This is a genomic window from Micromonospora chokoriensis, assembly GCF_900091505.1.
Taxonomy (GTDB): Bacteria; Actinomycetota; Actinomycetes; order Mycobacteriales; family Micromonosporaceae; genus Micromonospora; species Micromonospora chokoriensis.
Genome location: NZ_LT607409.1, coordinates 4,990,851 through 5,007,345 on the forward strand (window position 1 = coordinate 4,990,851; position 16,495 = coordinate 5,007,345).

Genomic DNA, 16,495 nt, shown 5'->3' on the forward strand with positions numbered 1-16,495 from the left:
AGGTCTTGTCGGCCCGTCAGGTCTTGTCGGCCCGTCAGGTCGGCCGGTCGGTCAGCCGTGCAGGCCGCCGGTGCGGTCGCGGGCCTTGAGGCGCGTGGTGGGCAGGGCGGGCGCCGGCAGCGGCGGCGCCGCATCGTCGGCGACCACGCCGAAGCGCGCGTCCCCCGCCATCCAGTCCTCCCGGGCGGCGACGATCTCCTCGTGCGACCGGCCGACGAAGTTCCACCACATCACCAGCGGCTCCTCGAACGGCGTGCCGCCCAGCAACAGCAACCGGGCCCCCGACCCTCCCCGCACGGTCAGCTCGCGGCGGCCCGTACCCAGGTAGAGCAACGCCCCCGGCTCGAACCCCACCCCGGCGGCCTCCGCCGAACCGGACATCGCCAGCACGGCGTACTCGAAATCGGGCCGCAACGACAACGTCGTCGGCGCCTCACCACCCAGCTCCAGCTGCACCCCCACCAGCGGGGTGTGCACCACCGCCGGTGACCGCCGCCCACCGAACTCACCGACCAGCACCGTGACGTCCACCTCGCCGTCGCGCCAGCGCGGCAGGTCGGCGTGGTGCGCGAAGTCGGCCGCCCCGGCACGCGCCGAGTCGGGCAACGCCACCCAGAGCTGTACGCCGTGCATCACCGGTGGATGCACGGCCGGCGACCGCTCGGAGTGGGCGATGCCGTTCCCGGAGGTCATCACGTTCAACTGACCGGGCCGGATCGGCTGTACGTTGCCGAGGCTGTCCCGGTGCAGGATCTCGCCCTCCAGCAGCCAGGTCACCGTCTGCAAACCGGTGTGCGGGTGCGGTGGCACCTCCATGCCGGGCCGCTGCGCCACATCGTCCGGGCCGAAGTGGTCGACGAAACACCACGCGCCGACCATGCGGCGGGGACGCTGCGGCAACAGTCGCCGCACTGTGGTGTACCGCCCCAACGGCACGTCGTGGCCGGGCAACAGCACGCTGCCGGGATCCACGTCGGCCACGCCAGGTGGTCGGGTCTGCGCCAGCATCGACTCGGTACGCTCCACCGCCCGACTGTACGCTCACGCCCACCCACGGCCGCAGCGCTTCGGTTCGGCGACTGCTCGGCTCACCGGCCGCGGTCCAGCGTGCCGGCCGCTGGAACGGCTCGCGGTGGTCGTCGACTGCTCGGGTCTACGGGCTGCGGTCGTTCGCCGCTCGGTTCACCGGCGGCGGTTCTCGGCCGCTCGGTCTATCGGGCTCGGTCTTCGGCCGCTCGGTTTATTCGCGGCGGCCATCGGCCGCTCAACTCACCGGCCGCGGTCACCGGCCGCTCGGCTCACCGGCCGCTCGGTCTATCGGCGGCGGCCATCGGCCGCTCGGCTCACCGGCCACGGTCATCGGCCGCTCGGTCTATCGGTCACCGGCGGACACCGTCACCCGGTCCGCTCCCGCGACCAGGTCCACGTAGAGCCGTTCGGTCGCCCGGTCCCAACCCGGCGTACCGAGGACCGCACCCGCGCCCACCCCATCCCAGCGGTCGGGGCCCACCGCGACCGAACCGGCGCCCGCCCCCACGCGAACCCGCACCGGCGTCTCCCTCGCCGGCCGGATGTCGAGCTGACTGGTTCCACCAACGAGTCGTACCGTCAGGATGCTGGCGCCCTCCTCGCTGCCGGCACCGGTGCTGGCCGCGGTCACCGGCGGCAGCAGGACCTCGGTGTGAGCCGACCCGCCGGCGAGTTCCACGCCCAGCAACCGGGCCCGGGTCAGGTCCAGCACCTGACGGCTCACCCCGCCGACGAGGTGCAGACGCCAGGCGACCCGCTCGTTGAGCAGAACCCGGACGGCCCGCGGGCCACGCTCCCCGGACTCCGCGAGCTCGAGTCGGACGGTCTCCCCGGAGACGCTCGGTCGACCCACCACTGACGAGTCGGCCGGGCTGCTGATTCGGTACAGGTCGTTGCCCAGCTCGGCCATCCGCAGGTCGAACGAGGACACCCCGTCCGCGAGCACGAAGGTGCCTCTCTGCCGACCCGCCAGTGGCGCTGTGAGCAGCCGATCGTCGGCAGCCGTATCGGGTCGACCGTCAGCCGCGCCCGGATCGGCAACGCCTCCCGCGCGCCCAACACCGTCGGGGCGCGTGCCGTCGGGGCGCGTGCCGTCGGGGCGCGTGCCGTCGGTTCCACCGGCGTGGGTCGCGCCGAGTCGCCCGGGGTCTGCGATGACCACCGCCACCGCAGCCGCGCCCAGCAGCAGCACGAAAGCCGCCGCAGCCACCAGTAGGCGGGACCCCGTGGACCACCGCAGCGGTACGTCGTCACCGGCCGGTTCCGGCGGCGCCTCCGGTTCACGGTTCGTGCCGTACCCCACCGCGGTCATGCCCCTGTCCCTCCGCCGGTCCCCGACGGGAGGTACGTACCCGCCAGCCGATCGGATCACTCCGCGCCACCAGCGCGACTCCACTACATCGCCGAACGCGAGATCTTGGACAGTTTCCGTTCTCGCGTAACGGAAACTGTCCAAGATCTCGGTACAGAGGTGGCGTCACCCACGTTCGCGTGGCAGGGTGCCGGTGCCGGTGCCGGTGCCGGTGCCGGTGCCGGGGCCGGGGCCGGGGCCGGGGCCGGGGCCGGGGCCGGGGCCGGTGCCGGGGCCGGGGCCGGGGCCGGGGCCGGGGCCGGGGCCGGGGCCGGGGCCGGGGCCGGGGCCGGGGCCGGGGCCGGGGCCGGTGGCGGTGCCGGTGGCGAGGCGGGGCCGGGGCGGGTGCCGGGGCCGGTGCGTGGTGGTGGATATGCCGCTGGCCGGCACCCCGGGTGTGGGTGCCGGCCAGCGGTCGGATGGTTTCGGTGGGGGTCAGCTGTTCCAGTACTGGCCGACCAGGTCGGTGGCCTGCTGCTCCCACTGCGCGTACGCGTCCGGGTAAGCCGACACCTGCACGGTCTGCGCCGCGACGGTCAGCGGCATGTCCTGCCACCCGTCGACCTGCTTCAGACCCTTCAGGAACGCCGTCGTCGAGTAGGCCGGGTCGGTGATCTGCTCCGGCGTACCCCAACCCGAGCTCGGGCGCTGCTGGAACAGGCCCAACGAGTCGTGGTCGTTGGCGTCGCCGAGGTGGCCCAGGTTCTCCAACTTCGACTCCTGCAGACTCGTCGCGATCGAGATCACCGCGGCCCGCTCCGGCAGACCGGCCTTCTTCGTCGCGGCGATGATCGCCTTCACGTTCGCGGTCTGCTCACCGTCCAGGGAGATGCGCGACTGCTCGCCCTGCGGCTTCGACACACCCGCCTGCACGGCGGCGGCGGGCTTGGCATCCACGGGGTTAGCGTGGGCGGCGATCGGACCGGCGAACACACCACCGGCGAACGCCAGACCCGCAACGGACAGCACACTCTTACGCATGATCGTGTTCATGAGGGAAGCTCCTTCGGGGGTAAAGACACCCGCCCAAGGGGACACGGGTGAGAGCACCTCGTCCGGCGCTGCAACAAAAGCCTTGAAGAGGGGATCATCGGCAGCCGACCAGCAGCGGGCTCGCGGCGCCGGGTCCCTGTGCAACGACCCGGGGGTCGGGGTCATTCCCAGGGGCGGACCGTCCGCTGGCACCCGGTGAAGCGGGGTGCGGGTCGGGCCGGGGTCCAGATGTAACGACCAGGGGCCGGGGTCATTCCGGGGTCGGCCCATCCGCCGGTGAAACGGGGCGCCGGTCGGGCCGGGGTCCAGGTGTAACCACCCGGGGCCGGGGGTCATTCCCGGGGGCGGACCATCGCGCCGACAGGCCGCGGTCCTGCGATCGTCAGGGTGTGTAACGACCCCGACCCGGCCAGCATTCCGGCCGACACGTGCCCCCGACCACACGCCGATACCACCCACGCCGGACAACACACACGGCCCCACCTGACCCGAGGCACCAAACCACCCCGACCGGCAGGCAGAACACTCCGACTCACGCATGATCCACACGACTTCACCGAAGTCGGGGTATCCGCGAGGGATTGATACCGCGACTTCACCGAAACCGAGTCGATCATGCCCGTGCGGGAGGTTCGGGCGGCGTTGCGCCGGCAAGGGTCGAGGCTCGGGCGGCGCTGTGCCCTCCGGGGTCGAGGTTCGGGCGACGTTGCGGCAGCGGGGGTTCGGGCGGCGTTGCGCCATCGGGATCGAGGGTTGGCCGCCAGTCGGCCAAGCGCCCAAGCGGACGCCCCGGCCAAGCGGCCAAGCGGACGCCCCGGCCAAGCGGACGCCCCGGCCAAGCGGGGACGCCCCGGCCAGTCGGCCAAGCGCCCAGGCGGGCGCCCCGGTCAAGCGGACAACACGGTCAAGCGGACAACACGGCCAAGCGGCCAAGCGCCCACGCGGACGACACGGCCAAGGGAAGAACCGGCCGACCGAGCCGGACCGGGACGGGGATGACGGGGTGACGCGCTCGTTCAGGTGGCGAGGCGGGAGCTGACTTTCGCGGCACAGGTGCCCAGGACCGTCTGGGCGTCCAGCCCCAGACTCTCGATGGCCACCAACGCGGTGAAGGCGACGTCTGCCAACTCGGCGGCGACGTCCTCGTGGGTGTGGGTGACGCCCTTGCGCGGGTTCTGTCCGAGCAGGCCGATCCAGGCGGCGGACGCCTCCCCCGCCTCCTCGGTCAGCTTCAGGATGCGGCAGGTCAGTTCGGTCTGCCCGGTGCCGTTCGCGTTGTCCAGCCAGCTCCGCGACGCGCGGGCCGCCTCCCAGATCGACTCGTCCACGGCGACAAGTCAACCCGACAGGTCTGCCTGCTCAGGCAGCCGGGTACCGGTGCCGGGCAGCTCACCGATCAGCACGCCCGCTGACCCGGCGCCGCCAGCGCTCTGCGTCTCGCGCGCACGCACGGCCAGGCGCACGCAGAGCAAGGCGCACGCGCAGCCAGGCGCACGCACGGCCAGGCGCACGCAGGGCAAGGCGCACGCGCAGCCAAGCGCACACCCGGCCAGGCGCACGCAGGGCAAGGCGCACGCGCAGCCAAGCGCACGCACGGCCAAGCGCACACGCAGCCAGCCACACCCACGGCCGGGCCCACGCGCGGCCGGGTCGACGCGGGCATGGGCTCGCCGCGCCGGCCGCACCAGCGGCGTAGCACCCGGGCCTGATCAGCCGGACAGTCGGGCTTGACCGGCCGATCAGCACAACCATTGACACTGGTCGACGGCGGTCCTAGGTTCAGGGCGCTACCGGCCGGTAGGCAACCGTCCCGCCTGGTCGCCCCCGGGCGACGTCCGTCCGATGGGAAGCATCGATGCTGTCCGCACCCGTTCGTACCCTCCGCCGGCTGCTCGCCGCCACCGCGACGCTGACTCTGGCGGTCGGGCTGGCCGGTGCCGCGCCGGCCTCCGCCACCGGCCGTGACCCGAGGGGCGGGGAGCCGCTACCCGGGTACACCATCGAGAATCCGCCGTTGACGCCGCTGGTGGTGGGCGGCAAGCCGACGACGGTACGTCAGGGCGTGCACCGCCACGCCGGGTACGTCATCGAGGTTCCCGCCCGGTGGAACGGCGACCTGGTGTTGTGGGCGCACGGCTACCGCGGTCAGGGCACGGTGCTCTCGCCGGAGCCGCCGGGCTTCGGGCTGCGCGAGCGACTTCTGGAGCAGGGGTACGCCTGGGCGTCGTCCTCGTACGACCGCAACGGCTTCGACATCCGTTCGGGGGTGCTGGGCACGAAGGATCTCGCCGACCACTTCGGGCGGACGATCCGCCGGCCGCAGCACACGTACGTCGCCGGGGTGTCGATGGGTGGGTACGTCATCGGTCGTTCGCTGGAGCAGTACCCCGGCTTCTACGACGGGGCGCTGCCGTTGTGCGGGGTGCTCGGCGACCAGACGCTGTTGGACTTCTACCTGGACTACAACCTGGTGGCGCAGACCCTCGCCGGGGTGCCGGCGTACCCGACGCCGGCCGACTACCTGACGAACGCCGTACCCCGGATCCAGGTGGCGCTCGGTCTTGCCGGGCTGACCCCCACCGGGCCGGACACCACCACGGACCGGGGTAAGCAGTTGCGGGCCATCACGGTGAACCGTTCGGGCGGGCCGCGTCCGGGCGCGGACGCGGCGTTCGCGGTCTGGAAGGATTTCCTCTTCTCGATCAGCGTGCCCACCGGGAGCGGCAACTCCCCCGCCCAGCGGCCCGGTCAGTTGTCCACCAACCTGCTCACCCGATACACCCCGAACAGCCCGGTGAACGTCAACGCGGCCGTGCGGAGGGTCGCGCCGGAGAACCCGGTGCAGCGGCTCCTGCCGACCCTGACCGAGGTGCCGCGGATCGCGGGTCGGCCCACCGCGCCGGTGCTCAGCCTGCACGGTCTCGGTGACCTGTTCGTGCCGTTCAGCATGGAGCAGGCGTACGCCGCGGACGTGGCGCGGCACGGCCGCAGCAAACTGGTGGTCCAACGGGCCATCCGGGCCACGCAGCACTGCGAGTTCACCCCGGCCGAGGCCGGCGCCGCCTGGGACGACCTGGTGTCCTGGGTACGCACGGGCAAGCGCCCGGCCGGCGACACCGTGACCGACCCGGCGGTGGTGGCGCGACCCGACTACGGCTGCCGGTTCAGCGACCGGGAGGCGTACGCCGCCGGCGTCGGCACCCGCCGCCTCTATCCGGCCTGCTGAGACACGACGACGCCGGCCGGTCCCCGTGGGAACCGGCCGGCGCGTGTGTGTGCGGGTGTCACCAGAGCTGCTGGACGATGTCCGCCGCCTGCTCCTCCCACTGCGCGTACGCGTACGGGAACGCGGAGACCTGGACGGTCTGCGCGGCGGTGGTCAGCGGCAGGTCCTGCCAGCCGCCGACGTTCTTGAGTGCGCTGAAGAACGCGGTGGCGGAGTACTCCGGGTCGGTGATCTGGTCGGGCGTGCCCCAACCGGACGACGGGCGCTGCTGGAACAGGCCCTGCGAGTCGTGGTCGTTGTACGCGCCCAGGTGGCCGAGGTTGTAGAGCTTCGACTCCTGAAGCGAGGTGGCCACGCCGATCACCGCGCCCCGGTCACCGACGCCGGTCTTCTTGGCGGCGTCGACGATGTGCCGGGCGTTGGCGAGCTGCGCGTCGTCGAGCGGGATGCGCGACTGGGCGCCTTCGATGCCGTGCGGGATCAGCTGGGCTCGGCTGGGCTTGCCGGCCGGCGGCTTGCCGGTGGCGGAGCCGGTGGTGAGGCCCGACTCGACGGGCTGGTCGTCCTGCTGAGCCGACGTGGCGGCCTTGCCGGTGGCGAGGTCGATGGCGGCGACGGCGCCCTGGTGGGGCCCGGTGGTGACCGGAGCGGCGGCTGCGGTCGGCGCGAGGGCCAGGCCGCCGAGGGCGGCCACGCCCGCGACGCTCAGCGCGGTCTTGCGGTACGAGTCCTTAGCGATGGCGGGGAGCCATCGAGTGAAGTCGACCTTCACGATGGTTGCCCTTTCGATCGTGCGGAGCGCTCCGGGGTGAACACTCCTCGGGAGATGACCGCGGAAAGGGGTTTGGGCTCCGGCGGTACGGGGGACACAACCAGGTTCACGTGTCGGTCATTCCGGAAATGGCTTCACGCCGGCCCGCTGCGGTCCCGGTCACGGGGCAGAACCGGACAGACGCGGCTTGGCACCCATCGGACCTGACGATGGTGACGCAGGGTGATAGCGGCGGTCGGAGACGGAACGTCGTCCACACCCTTTGCTCTGCATCCCTATAGGCACCAGACACCGCGCGTGACGGCGGTGCGGAACGCCTCCGGCGGGCAGCAACCGCTCGTTCGCCGCTCGGGAGACGTGGTGCGGATCCGGGTGCAAAGCAAAGGGGGGATGCACCGAGGTGGGAGGCGGGCGGCTAGCGGGGTGGGCGCTACCGTCAGTGAACGGGGGGCCCAGCACTGTGTGTGAGGTTGGCGTGCGGCTCGCCGTAGCGGACGAGAACATGCCAGAGTTGCTTGAGGTGCTGGAGGGCTTCCGCGACCGGGCCTCGGTCGGCCCACCGCTCCGGCTCGGTGACGACCACCGACACCGCGCCTTGCCCGACCAGCGCCGCGTGCACCGGTTCGCCCGGTCGAGCGAACTCATGATGCAGCCGCGCCGCCAGCACCGGAGTCGCCGGCCCTCGGAGGTCGGCGTCGACCCGATTGACGAGCAACGCGAAACCCGGGTGCCACAGCAGCGGGAAACCGTGCCGCTCGGCGATTGATTCCAACGTCGCGCCGGTCGGGGCACCGGCGAGGGCCGGGTCCACCACCAGTTCCTCGACATCGCGCGCGACGTCGAGGGTGCCGTGGATCTGGGCCTCCACGTAGTCGTCGAGCGCGCGACCGACAGCGGCCGGCGTGGTCGGTACGTCCCGCACCGTCGCAACGATGGTGCCGACGTCCGTTCCGGCGCGTCCCAGCCACTCACCGGTGGCGACGACACCGGCCAGGAGCCCGGCGAGGACCGCCTCGAAGGCGTCGGCGGTGCCGCAGGTGACAGGAACCGAATCGGGGACAGGCGCCGTCGGCGTGACCGAGCAGGTTCAATCCGCCGTACGTGGGGCGGTCAGTTGTCGCTGTCAGGGCCGGGTTCCGCACCCCGCGTCCCCGCCCGCACGTCCGGCGTGAGCAGTTCCTGGAAGACGGTGATGTGCAGGCCGGCGGGGGCGTCGATGCGGGAGTTGAGAGAATCCCACGGGGTACGCGTCGGCGGCGCGACCTCGCTCGCCCCGGCGGCGACCAGGCGGGAGGTGGTCGCCTCGGCGTCGTCCACCTCGAAGGCCACCCGCATCCGCGGGGCGACCTGCCGTCCCACCTCGACCTCGTCGATCATGCGTTTCTGGGCCGGGTTCGCGAGTTCGAGGGTGGCACGGCCGGCGTCGAGGATCATCACCCGGGCGTCGCCGTCGCCGACGAACTCTGCCTCCTCGGGCAGGCCGAGCGCGTCCCGGAAGAACGCGACGGCGGCCTCGTAGTCGTCGGCCTCCACCACGAGGCGCAGCTGACGGACGACAGGTGCGGGGTGCTCGGCGGCCATGCGCGCGATCCTAACGCCGTAGGCTCGCACCGTCGGGAAGGGAGCGTCATGGCCGGGACCCCGCACGACGAGACGTACCCCCTGCGCCCGGTCGGCCGGGTCGCCTCGCCGCTGACGGACACGGCGGACGCTCCGCGCCAGGGTGACGAGGGCGCCCCGACCGCCTGGTTGATCTTCGACCCGCAGGTCGGCCCGGCTCTGCGCGACCTGCGGAAGGGCGCGGAGCTGCTGGTGCTGACCTGGTTGGACCGCGCCCGCCGCGACGTGCTGGTGGTGCACCCGCGCGGCGACCAGAGCCGGCCGGAGACCGGGGTGTTCCGCACCCGGTCCCCGCACCGGCCCAACCCGATCGGCCTGCACCGGGTGCGGGTCCTGGGCGTGGACGGGCTGCGCGTCGAGGTGGCCGACCTGGAGGCCCTCGACGGCACCCCGATCCTGGACGTCAAGCCGGTGCTGGGCGCGGTCGACGAACGCTGAACCGCACAGCGGCCCACGAGCGCTGAACCGGGCACCCGCACGCGGGGCTCAGTGGCCGCGCGCCAGCCACTCCTCAAGGTGCGGGGCCTCCGCGCCGATGGTGGTGTCGTCGCCGTGGCCGGTGTGCACGACCGTCTCCGCCGGCAGGGTGAGCAGGCGGGTACGGATCGACCTGACGATGGTGCCGAAGTCGCTGTACGAGCGACCTGTCGCACCCGGGCCGCCGGCGAAGAGCGTGTCCCCCGTGAAGACCACGCCCAGGTCCGGGGCGTGGAAGCTGCACGCCCCTGGGCTGTGCCCGGGGGTGTGCAGCACCCGCAGCGTCGTGCCGCCCACCTCGATGCTCTGCCCGTCGTGCAGTTCGCCGTGCGGCGGCAGGTGCGGGTGGACCAGGTCCCACAGCACCCGGTCGGCGGCGTGCAGCAACACCGGCGCGCCGGTGGCCTCGGCCAGCTCTGGTGCCACCCGGACGTGGTCGTCGTGGGCGTGGGTGGCCAGGATCGCGCGGACCCGCCGGTCACCCACCAGGGCGAGGATCGCGGCGGCGTCATGCGGGGCGTCCAGGACGACGCACTCGCTGTCGTCACCGATCACCCAGACGTTGTTGTCCACGTCGAAGGTCTGTCCGTCCAGCGAGAACGTGCCGGCGGTGACCGCGCGGTCGATGCGGGCGCCCATCAGAACACCACCACCGAGCGCAGCACGTCGCCGTGGTGCATCCGCTCGAACGCGTTCTCGACCTGGTCGAGCGCGATCTCCTCGGTGACGAACGCGTCGAGGTCGAGCCGGCCCTGCAGATACAGCTCGGTGAGCATGGGGAAGTCCCGGCTGGGCAGACAGTCGCCGTACCAGCTCGACGTGAGGGCGCCGCCGCGTCCGAAGACGTCCAGCAGGGGCAGCTCGACCTGCATCTGCGGGGTCGGCACGCCGACCAGCACCACGGTGCCGGCCAGGTCGCGGGCGTAGAACGCCTGCTTCCAGGTCTCCGGCCGACCCACCGCGTCGATCACCACGTCGGCGCCGAACCCGCCGGTGGCGGCACGGATCGCCTCCACCGGGTCGGTCTCCGAGGCGTTGACCGTGTGCGTGGCTCCGAACCTGCGGGCCCAGTCCAGCTTGCGGCTGTCGGTGTCCACGGCGACGATCGTGGTGGCCCCGGCGAGGAGGGCACCGGCGACAGCGGCGTCTCCGACACCGCCGCAGCCGATCACCGCCACCGAGTCGCCCCGGGTGACGTTGCCGGTGTTCATCGCCGCGCCCAGCCCCGCCATCACCCCGCAGCCGAGCAGACCCACGGCAGCGGGTCGGGCGGCCGGGTCCACCTTGGTGCACTGCCCGGCGTGCACCAGGGTCTTTTCGGCGAACGCGCCGATCCCCAGCGCCGGGGCGAGTTCGGTGCCGTCGGTGAGCGTCATCCGCTGCTTCGCGTTGTGGGTGTTGAAGCAGTACCAGGGGCGGCCCCGGCGACAGGCGCGGCAGTCGCCGCAGACCGCACGCCAGTTGAGGACCACGAAGTCGCCCGGGGCGACGTCGGTGACGCCCTCGCCGACCTGCTCCACGATGCCCGCCGCCTCGTGGCCCAGCAGGAACGGGTAGTCGTCGTTGATGCCGCCCTCGCGGTAGTGCAGGTCGGTGTGGCAGACACCGCAGGACTGGATCCGGACGACGGCCTCACCGGGGCCGGGATCGGGCACCACGATGGTGGTGACCTCGACCGGCGCGCCCTTGCTGCGGGAGATGACTCCCCGGACTTGCTGGCTCACTTCGCCTCCTGCTGGTGGTCTGCGGCAGGGCCGGGGGCCGAGCGGGGCGGGGGTGCCACGGGCTCGGCGCTGGGCCCTCGGCGAACCTACCGCGACCACCACGGCCAGCCCAGCCCGCCCGGCGGTTATCGCGGGCGGTCCGGGGTACGCGGGCCGCATTCGACCACGGCCAACGGGAGTGACCATGAAACTCGCACACCTGCCGCTACGGGTCAGCATCGGTGCGTACTTCCTCAACTCGGGTCTGGGAAAGCGCACCCTGGAGGGCACCGCCGCGGAGGGCTTGCACGGGATGGCGGTGGCCGCCATGCCCCAGCTCGGTCAACTGGAGCCGGCGCGCTTCGCCAAGCTGCTGTCGTACTCGGAGATCGCCCTCGGGGCCGCGCTGGTCGCGCCGTTCGTTCCGGCGCCCCTGGTCGGGCTGGGTCTGACCGCGTTCGGCGCGGGCCTGGTGCAGCTGTACCTGAAGACGCCGGGAATGCGGGAGCCCGGCAGCATCCGCCCGACCCAGCAGGGTGCGGGGTTGGCCAAGGACGTCTGGCTGGTCGGCGCGGGGTTGACCCTGGTGCTGGAGGGGCTGACCCACGGTCGTCGGCGGCGCTCCTGATCCCCCTCGGGGAGCGCAGTTGACCGGCTCCGGCTCGGTGCGGCCGTTCTACCGGCCGATGCGGCCCCATCGCCGCAACGAGCCGCACCGCGCGTCCACGCCGCTGGAACTCTTCTTCGACCTGTGCTTCGTGGTGGCCGTGGCGCAGGCCGCCGGCAACCTGCACCACGACGTCTCCGACGGTCACGTCGGCCACGCGCTGACCAGCTACCTGATGGTCTTCTTCGCCATCTGGTGGTCGTGGATGAACTTCACCTGGTTCGCCTCGGCGTACGACACCGACGACGACGTCTACCGGATCACCACGCTGGTGCAGATCGCCGGAGCGTTGATCATCGCGGCCGGCGTGACCCGGGCGTTCACCGACGGCGATTTCAGCGTCATCACCTACGGGTACGTGGTGGTGCGGCTGGCCGCTGTCGTGCACTGGACCCGAGCCGCCGTCGGCGACCTCGCGCACCGGGCGGCGGCGCGCCGCTACGCGATCGGCGTGACGGTCGTGCAGCTCGGATGGCTGCTGCGTCTGTCGCTGCCCGACGAGTGGGGCCTCGCGTCGTTCGTGCTGCTGGGGCTGGCCGACCTGGCGGTGCCGGCGGTCGCCGAACGCCCCGGCATGACCCCGTGGCACCCGGCGCACATCACCGAACGGTACGGGCTGTTCACCCTGATCGTGCTCGGTGAGGCGGTGGCTGCCGTCTCGTTGGCGATCCAGGACGGACTCAACGCCGGCGAACACGACCTCTGGTCGCTCGCGGCGGCGGGCGCGGTCATCGTGTTCGCGCTCTGGTGGCTCTACTTCGACCGGCCGAACCAGGCGCCGGACCGGATGCCGTACTCCCTCGTCTGGGGCTACGGCCACTACCTGGTGTTCGCGTCGATCGCCGCGATCGGTGCCGGGCTGGGCGCGGCGGTGGACGTCGACCGGGGCCTCGCGCACATCTCCCCGACCGTCGCCGGGTACGCGGTGGGCATCCCCGTCGCGGTCTTCCTGCTCACGATCTGGGTGCTGCACGTCCGCCGGCAGCAGCACGGCGGTGTGGTCGTGGCCTTCCCGGTCGTCGCGCTGCTGGCGTTGCTCGCGCCGCTCGGCCCGACCCCGGTGTATGTCCTCGCGGCCCTGCTGGTCGCCCTGGTGACGGTGACCGTGCTGCTGCGCGGGCGGGACGTCGGGCCCAGCGCGACGGTGGCCGACCCGGCCTAGCGGCGTCGACGGTCACGCCACCTCACGGGCCGGGTCGACAGCGGCGTCGGCGGCGGGGCGTGGCGCGGGCACGCCGGGAGCGGGCGTCGGGGTCGGGCGGACGACGCCCCGGTTCAGGCCGGTGACCAGGAGCCGGTTGTACGAGGCCGGCAGCACCCGGGCCAGCAGGTCGGGCAGCTTCGCCGACCAGCCGATCAGCACCCGGCCCCGACGCCGCTCGACGCCACGCAGGATCACCTCGGCGGCCCGCTCCGGCGCGATGGTGAGCAGCTTCTCGAACTGTGCCCGGCCGGCCGCGTACTCCTCGTGGGAGACGCCGCTGCCGATGCGGGCGTTCTCGGTGATGCGGGTGCGGATCCCGCCCGGGTGCACCGACGTCACCCCGATGCCGTCGTCGACCAGTTCGTGGCGCAGCGCCTCGGTGAGGCCGCGTACGGCGAACTTGCTCGCCGAGTAGGCGGCCTGCCCGGCCGGCGCGATCAGCCCGAACAGGCTGGAGATGTTGACCAGGTGCGCGCCGCGTTCCGCCCGGAGGGTGGGCAGCAGCGCGTGGGTCAGCTGCGCCACGGCCCGGAAGTTGACGTCGATCACCCAGCTGAACTCGTCGAACGTCACCTGGTCGAACCGGCCCCCGAGGCCGACGCCGGCGTTGTTCACCAGCAGGCGTACGCGCGGGTGCCGCCGGCCGATCTCGGCGGCCACCTGGGCGGTGGCCGTCGCGTCGGCGAGATCCACCAGGTACGTGCGCACCCGGCGGTCCGGGTGCGCCGCGCGGATCGCGGTGACGACGGCGTCCAGCCGTTCCGCGTCGCGGTCCAGCAGCACCAGGTCGCTGCCCCGGCGGGCCAGCGCGTGCGCCAACGCGGCACCGATGCCGCTGGCCGCTCCGGTGACCACGGCCGTGGCCCCGGCGAACTCGAACCTCTGCACGGGGTGCTCCTCTCCTGGCGGTCAGCGACGCTCGGACGACACGGGAGGCCGGGTGCCGGTGGGCGCGTCGGTCCCGCCGGCCCGGGAGAACCGCACACCCTCGTCGGTGAGCCTGCCGTGGCGCATCAGCAGCACGTCGCGGGGGTAGTTCTGGTGCAGCCGCCACGGCGCGTTGGAACCCTGTCTGGGTAGCGCGTCGACGGCGCGCAGCACGTAGCCGGAGCGCAGGTCGATCAGCGGCGCCCGCCCGTCGTCGGGTGGCGGGAGCGGCGTGACGACCTGCTGGCCGGTGCGGTCCAGGTGCCGCAGCAGACGGCAGACGTACCCGGCGACCAGGTCGGCCTTGAGTGTCCACGACGCATTGGTGTAGCCGAGGGTCAGCGCGAAGTTCGGCACCCCGGAGAGCATCATGCCCTTGTAGGCGACGGTGCTGGCGAGGTCGACGTCGACACCGTCCACGCGCAGCGTCAGGCCACCGACGGCGAGCAGGTTGAGCCCGGTCGCGGTGACCACGATGTCGGCGGGCAGCACGTCGCCGGAGGTCAGCCGGACACCGTCCGCGGTGAAGGTGTCGACGGTGTCGGTGACCACCGACGCCCGGCCCTGCCGCACGGCGGTGAACAGGTCACCGTCGGGTGCGACGCAGAGCCGTTGGTCCCACGGGTCGTAGCGGGGTGAGAAGTGCCGGTCCACGTCGTACCCGAGCGGGAGCCGACCGGTGGCGGCCCGGCGCAGCCGCCGCCGCACCAGGCCGGGCGCACGCCGGCTGAGCTGGTAGGTGAGTGTGGACAGCAGCACGTTCTTCCAGCGAACCACCCGATACGCGACGCTCGCCGGCAGCCGGCGCCGCAACGCGTCGGCCAGCCGGTCGCGCGAGGACAACGCCATGACGTACGTGGGTGAGCGTTGCAGCATCGTCACGTGCGCGGCCCGCTGCGCCAACGCCGGCACCAGGGTCACCGCGGTGGCGCCGCTGCCGATGACCACCACCCGCTGACCGGTGTGGTCGAGGTCGGCGGGCCAGTGCTGCGGGTGCACCAGCCGCCCGGCGTACGCGTCGACGCCGGGCAGCGGCGGGGTGTAGCCCTCGTCGTAGCGGTAGTAGCCGGTGCAGGCGAACAGGAACGAGCAGGTCAGCACCACGGTCTCGGCGGTGTCGGCCCGCTGCGCGTACACCGTCCAGCGGGCGGTGGCGCTGTGCCACTCGGCGCGTAGCACCCGGTGCCGGAAGCGGATGTGCCGCTGCACGTCGTACTCCCGGGCGGTCTCGCGGATGTACTCCCTGATGGTCGTGCCGTCGGCGATGGCCTTGGGCGCGGTCCAGGGCTTGAACGCGTAGCCGAGGGTGAACATGTCCGAGTCCGAGCGGATGCCCGGGTAGCGGAACAGGTCCCAGGTGCCGCCGACGGCGTCGCGTGCCTCCAGCACCGCGTACGTCCTGCCCGGGCAGTCCCGGGTCAGGTGACAGGCCGCGCCGACGCCGGACAGGCCGGCACCGATGATCAGCACGTCGACGTGGTCGGAGGCCATGACGTCCCTCCATCCGGGCGGTGGACGGACCCTAACACCGCGCCCGGACGGCCGGCACCTACTGGTCGGACGCGCGGGTGAAGATCATGATCCAGTTGGTTTCCCAGGTCTGCTCGCCGTCGACGGAGAACGCCTGCTCCCAGCGGGCCGTGGTCGCGCTGATGTCCGACCAGATGAACCGGCACCGCACCGGCCGTCCCTCGTGCTGGTCGTCGGCGTAGAAGTGGCCGACCCCGTCGACGAAACGGCCCACCATCGGCGGCTGTTCGAGCACCCCGCCGCCGCTGGTCATCCAGTAGATCGACCACTCCTGCCGGGTCGGGTCGAAGATCCGGATCGTCGCGCCGGCGGAGCCCCTGGTCGGGAACGTGATCTCGTCGAAGTGGCCGCCGCCGGCGAAGAAGCCGTGCGCTACCGACACCCCGGGGAACTCCTCCCACTCGTCCGAGCCGACCAGCCGCTCGCGCAGCCGCCGGTTGACGACGTTCCAGGTGCCGGTGAAGAAGTCGAAGTCGCCCATCAGTGGCCCACCGGCCCTTCCGCTCGCGTGTCGCTCAGATAGTCGGTCAGGTCGGGGCTCTCCGGCACCAGCATGTGTCGGACCCAGGCGGCCCGCTCGTGCTCCAGCACCGACAACTCCCACACGCAGCCCATCCCGGGCCGGCGCAGTGGGACGAAGTGTGTCGGGTCGTCGTCGGGGCAGTCCAGGGCCGGGTGTCCGGCCACCGCGACGCGGATCTCCACCGCGTTGTCGAACATCCAGGTGTACGCCAGCAGGTAGGCGCCGGTGTCCGCGCCCCGGTGCAGCACCACCCACCCGGCGGCCGGGGTGCCGTCGTCCACGACGTCGGCCAGCAACGCGGGCAGCAGGTCGTACGCCGCCTTCTCCACCTCCGGCTCGATACGCTGTTCCGGCTGGTCGATGTGGTAACGCTTGAGCTGCCGACCGTCCACCGTGACGAGTCCCGGCGTGCGCAGATCCTTGTTCCGAAAGGCCATGTCGGGACAGTAGGACCACTCTCCTGACAGCTAGTG

General features: G+C 72.5%; 16 protein-coding genes and 3 pseudogenes. 4 read left to right on the top strand and 15 right to left on the bottom strand.

Annotation, left to right across the window (positions count from 1 at the left end; genetic code table 11):
* Positions 1-51: 51 nt before the first annotated feature.
* The 5 genes from GA0070612_RS23165 to GA0070612_RS23185 all read right to left on the bottom strand — a co-directional run bounded on the left by GA0070612_RS23165 (position 52) and on the right by GA0070612_RS23185 (position 4,701).
* Positions 52-1,026, bottom strand: coding sequence for a pirin family protein (locus GA0070612_RS23165; RefSeq protein WP_088989828.1), 975 nt, complete (start codon positions 1,024-1,026; stop codon positions 52-54).
* Between the two features lie 346 nt (positions 1,027-1,372).
* A complete protein-coding gene (locus tag GA0070612_RS23170) occupies positions 1,373-2,341 on the bottom strand; it encodes a hypothetical protein (protein ID WP_231924305.1) in 969 nt (322 codons plus the stop codon).
* A 165-nt stretch (positions 2,342-2,506) separates the two neighbouring features.
* Positions 2,507-2,770: a hypothetical protein gene (locus tag GA0070612_RS31590; protein WP_157742573.1), complete on the bottom strand. Its 264-nt coding sequence runs from the start codon at positions 2,768-2,770 to the stop codon at positions 2,507-2,509.
* 45 nt (positions 2,771-2,815) lie between these two features.
* The gene (locus tag GA0070612_RS23180; RefSeq protein ID WP_088989829.1) at positions 2,816-3,373 is read right to left on the bottom strand and encodes a hypothetical protein; all 558 of its coding nucleotides are present in this window, start codon (positions 3,371-3,373) and stop codon (positions 2,816-2,818) included.
* Between the two features lie 1,016 nt (positions 3,374-4,389).
* A complete protein-coding gene (locus GA0070612_RS23185; RefSeq protein WP_088989830.1) occupies positions 4,390-4,701 on the bottom strand; it encodes a MazG-like family protein in 312 nt (103 codons plus the stop codon).
* Between the two features lie 527 nt (positions 4,702-5,228).
* Between GA0070612_RS23185 and GA0070612_RS23190 the strand changes: the two genes are divergently transcribed.
* Positions 5,229-6,599, top strand: a complete 1,371-nt coding sequence (locus tag GA0070612_RS23190; RefSeq protein WP_088989831.1) for an alpha/beta hydrolase — start codon at positions 5,229-5,231, stop codon at positions 6,597-6,599.
* 58 nt (positions 6,600-6,657) lie between these two features.
* Here the strand turns inward: GA0070612_RS23190 and GA0070612_RS33130 are convergent.
* From GA0070612_RS33130 to GA0070612_RS23205, 4 genes and pseudogenes are all read right to left on the bottom strand, one after another.
* A pseudogene (locus GA0070612_RS33130) lies at positions 6,658-7,098 on the bottom strand (hypothetical protein); the annotation flags it as partial.
* Positions 7,099-7,178: 80 nt separating this feature from the next.
* Positions 7,179-7,371: pseudogene (locus GA0070612_RS33135) on the bottom strand (hypothetical protein); the annotation flags it as partial.
* 436 nt (positions 7,372-7,807) lie between these two features.
* Positions 7,808-8,513, bottom strand: a pseudogene (locus GA0070612_RS31945) (DUF3626 domain-containing protein).
* Positions 8,482-8,952, bottom strand: a complete 471-nt coding sequence (locus GA0070612_RS23205) for a VOC family protein (protein ID WP_088989833.1) — start codon at positions 8,950-8,952, stop codon at positions 8,482-8,484. Before GA0070612_RS23205 ends, GA0070612_RS31945 begins: the two are co-directional and overlap by 32 nt.
* 48 nt (positions 8,953-9,000) lie before the next feature.
* On the opposite strand from GA0070612_RS23205, the gene tsaA reads away from it, so the two are divergent.
* Complete coding sequence (gene tsaA, locus GA0070612_RS23210) at positions 9,001-9,429, top strand: tRNA (N6-threonylcarbamoyladenosine(37)-N6)-methyltransferase TrmO (protein ID WP_088989834.1); 429 nt, start codon at positions 9,001-9,003, stop codon at positions 9,427-9,429.
* Between the two features lie 48 nt (positions 9,430-9,477).
* Here the strand turns inward: tsaA and GA0070612_RS23215 are convergent, their stop codons facing one another.
* Both GA0070612_RS23215 and GA0070612_RS23220 read right to left on the bottom strand, forming a co-directional pair.
* A complete protein-coding gene (locus GA0070612_RS23215) occupies positions 9,478-10,107 on the bottom strand; it encodes an MBL fold metallo-hydrolase (RefSeq protein WP_088989835.1) in 630 nt (209 codons plus the stop codon).
* Entirely contained in the window at positions 10,107-11,192 is a 1,086-nt protein-coding gene (locus tag GA0070612_RS23220) for an S-(hydroxymethyl)mycothiol dehydrogenase (protein WP_088989836.1), read from the bottom strand. Before GA0070612_RS23220 ends, GA0070612_RS23215 begins: the two co-directional genes overlap by 1 nt.
* Before the next feature lie 184 nt (positions 11,193-11,376).
* Between GA0070612_RS23220 and GA0070612_RS23225 the strand changes: the two genes are divergently transcribed.
* Together GA0070612_RS23225 and GA0070612_RS23230 are read left to right on the top strand one after the other, a co-directional pair.
* On the top strand, positions 11,377-11,799 hold the full coding sequence (locus tag GA0070612_RS23225) for a hypothetical protein (RefSeq protein WP_088991708.1): 423 nt from the start codon (positions 11,377-11,379) through the stop codon (positions 11,797-11,799).
* A 19-nt stretch (positions 11,800-11,818) separates the two neighbouring features.
* The gene (locus tag GA0070612_RS23230; protein WP_197699223.1) at positions 11,819-13,000 is read left to right on the top strand and encodes a low temperature requirement protein A; all 1,182 of its coding nucleotides are present in this window, start codon (positions 11,819-11,821) and stop codon (positions 12,998-13,000) included.
* Between the two features lie 12 nt (positions 13,001-13,012).
* On the opposite strand, the gene GA0070612_RS23235 is transcribed toward GA0070612_RS23230, so the two are convergent.
* The 4 genes from GA0070612_RS23235 to GA0070612_RS23250 are packed head-to-tail and all read right to left on the bottom strand — an operon-like array spanning position 13,013 to position 16,459.
* Positions 13,013-13,930 carry an SDR family NAD(P)-dependent oxidoreductase gene (locus GA0070612_RS23235; RefSeq protein ID WP_088989837.1) on the bottom strand — a complete coding sequence of 306 codons (918 nt, stop codon included), beginning with the start codon at positions 13,928-13,930 and terminating at the stop codon, positions 13,013-13,015.
* Between the two features lie 21 nt (positions 13,931-13,951).
* Positions 13,952-15,460: a flavin-containing monooxygenase gene (locus GA0070612_RS23240; RefSeq protein ID WP_088989838.1), complete on the bottom strand. Its 1,509-nt coding sequence runs from the start codon at positions 15,458-15,460 to the stop codon at positions 13,952-13,954.
* A gap of 58 nt (positions 15,461-15,518) precedes the next feature.
* A complete protein-coding gene (locus GA0070612_RS23245; RefSeq protein WP_088989839.1) occupies positions 15,519-15,980 on the bottom strand; it encodes a hypothetical protein in 462 nt (153 codons plus the stop codon).
* Complete coding sequence (locus GA0070612_RS23250) at positions 15,980-16,459, bottom strand: hypothetical protein (RefSeq protein ID WP_088989840.1); 480 nt, start codon at positions 16,457-16,459, stop codon at positions 15,980-15,982. Before GA0070612_RS23250 ends, GA0070612_RS23245 begins: the two co-directional genes overlap by 1 nt.
* Between the last annotated feature and the right edge of the window lie 36 nt (positions 16,460-16,495).

Coding starts and splice junctions, on each gene's coding strand:
- GA0070612_RS23170 (WP_231924305.1), bottom strand. CDS start 2,341: ATGACCGCGGTGGGGTACGGCACGAACCGTGAACCGGAGGCGCCGCCG.
- GA0070612_RS23180 (WP_088989829.1), bottom strand. CDS start 3,373: ATGAACACGATCATGCGTAAGAGTGTGCTGTCCGTTGCGGGTCTGGCG.
- GA0070612_RS23190 (WP_088989831.1), top strand. CDS start 5,229: ATGCTGTCCGCACCCGTTCGTACCCTCCGCCGGCTGCTCGCCGCCACC.
- GA0070612_RS23205 (WP_088989833.1), bottom strand. CDS start 8,952: ATGGCCGCCGAGCACCCCGCACCTGTCGTCCGTCAGCTGCGCCTCGTG.
- tsaA (WP_088989834.1), top strand. CDS start 9,001: ATGGCCGGGACCCCGCACGACGAGACGTACCCCCTGCGCCCGGTCGGC.
- GA0070612_RS23215 (WP_088989835.1), bottom strand. CDS start 10,107: ATGGGCGCCCGCATCGACCGCGCGGTCACCGCCGGCACGTTCTCGCTG.
- GA0070612_RS23225 (WP_088991708.1), top strand. CDS start 11,377: ATGAAACTCGCACACCTGCCGCTACGGGTCAGCATCGGTGCGTACTTC.
- GA0070612_RS23240 (WP_088989838.1), bottom strand. CDS start 15,460: ATGGCCTCCGACCACGTCGACGTGCTGATCATCGGTGCCGGCCTGTCC.
- GA0070612_RS23245 (WP_088989839.1), bottom strand. CDS start 15,980: ATGGGCGACTTCGACTTCTTCACCGGCACCTGGAACGTCGTCAACCGG.
- GA0070612_RS23250 (WP_088989840.1), bottom strand. CDS start 16,459: ATGGCCTTTCGGAACAAGGATCTGCGCACGCCGGGACTCGTCACGGTG.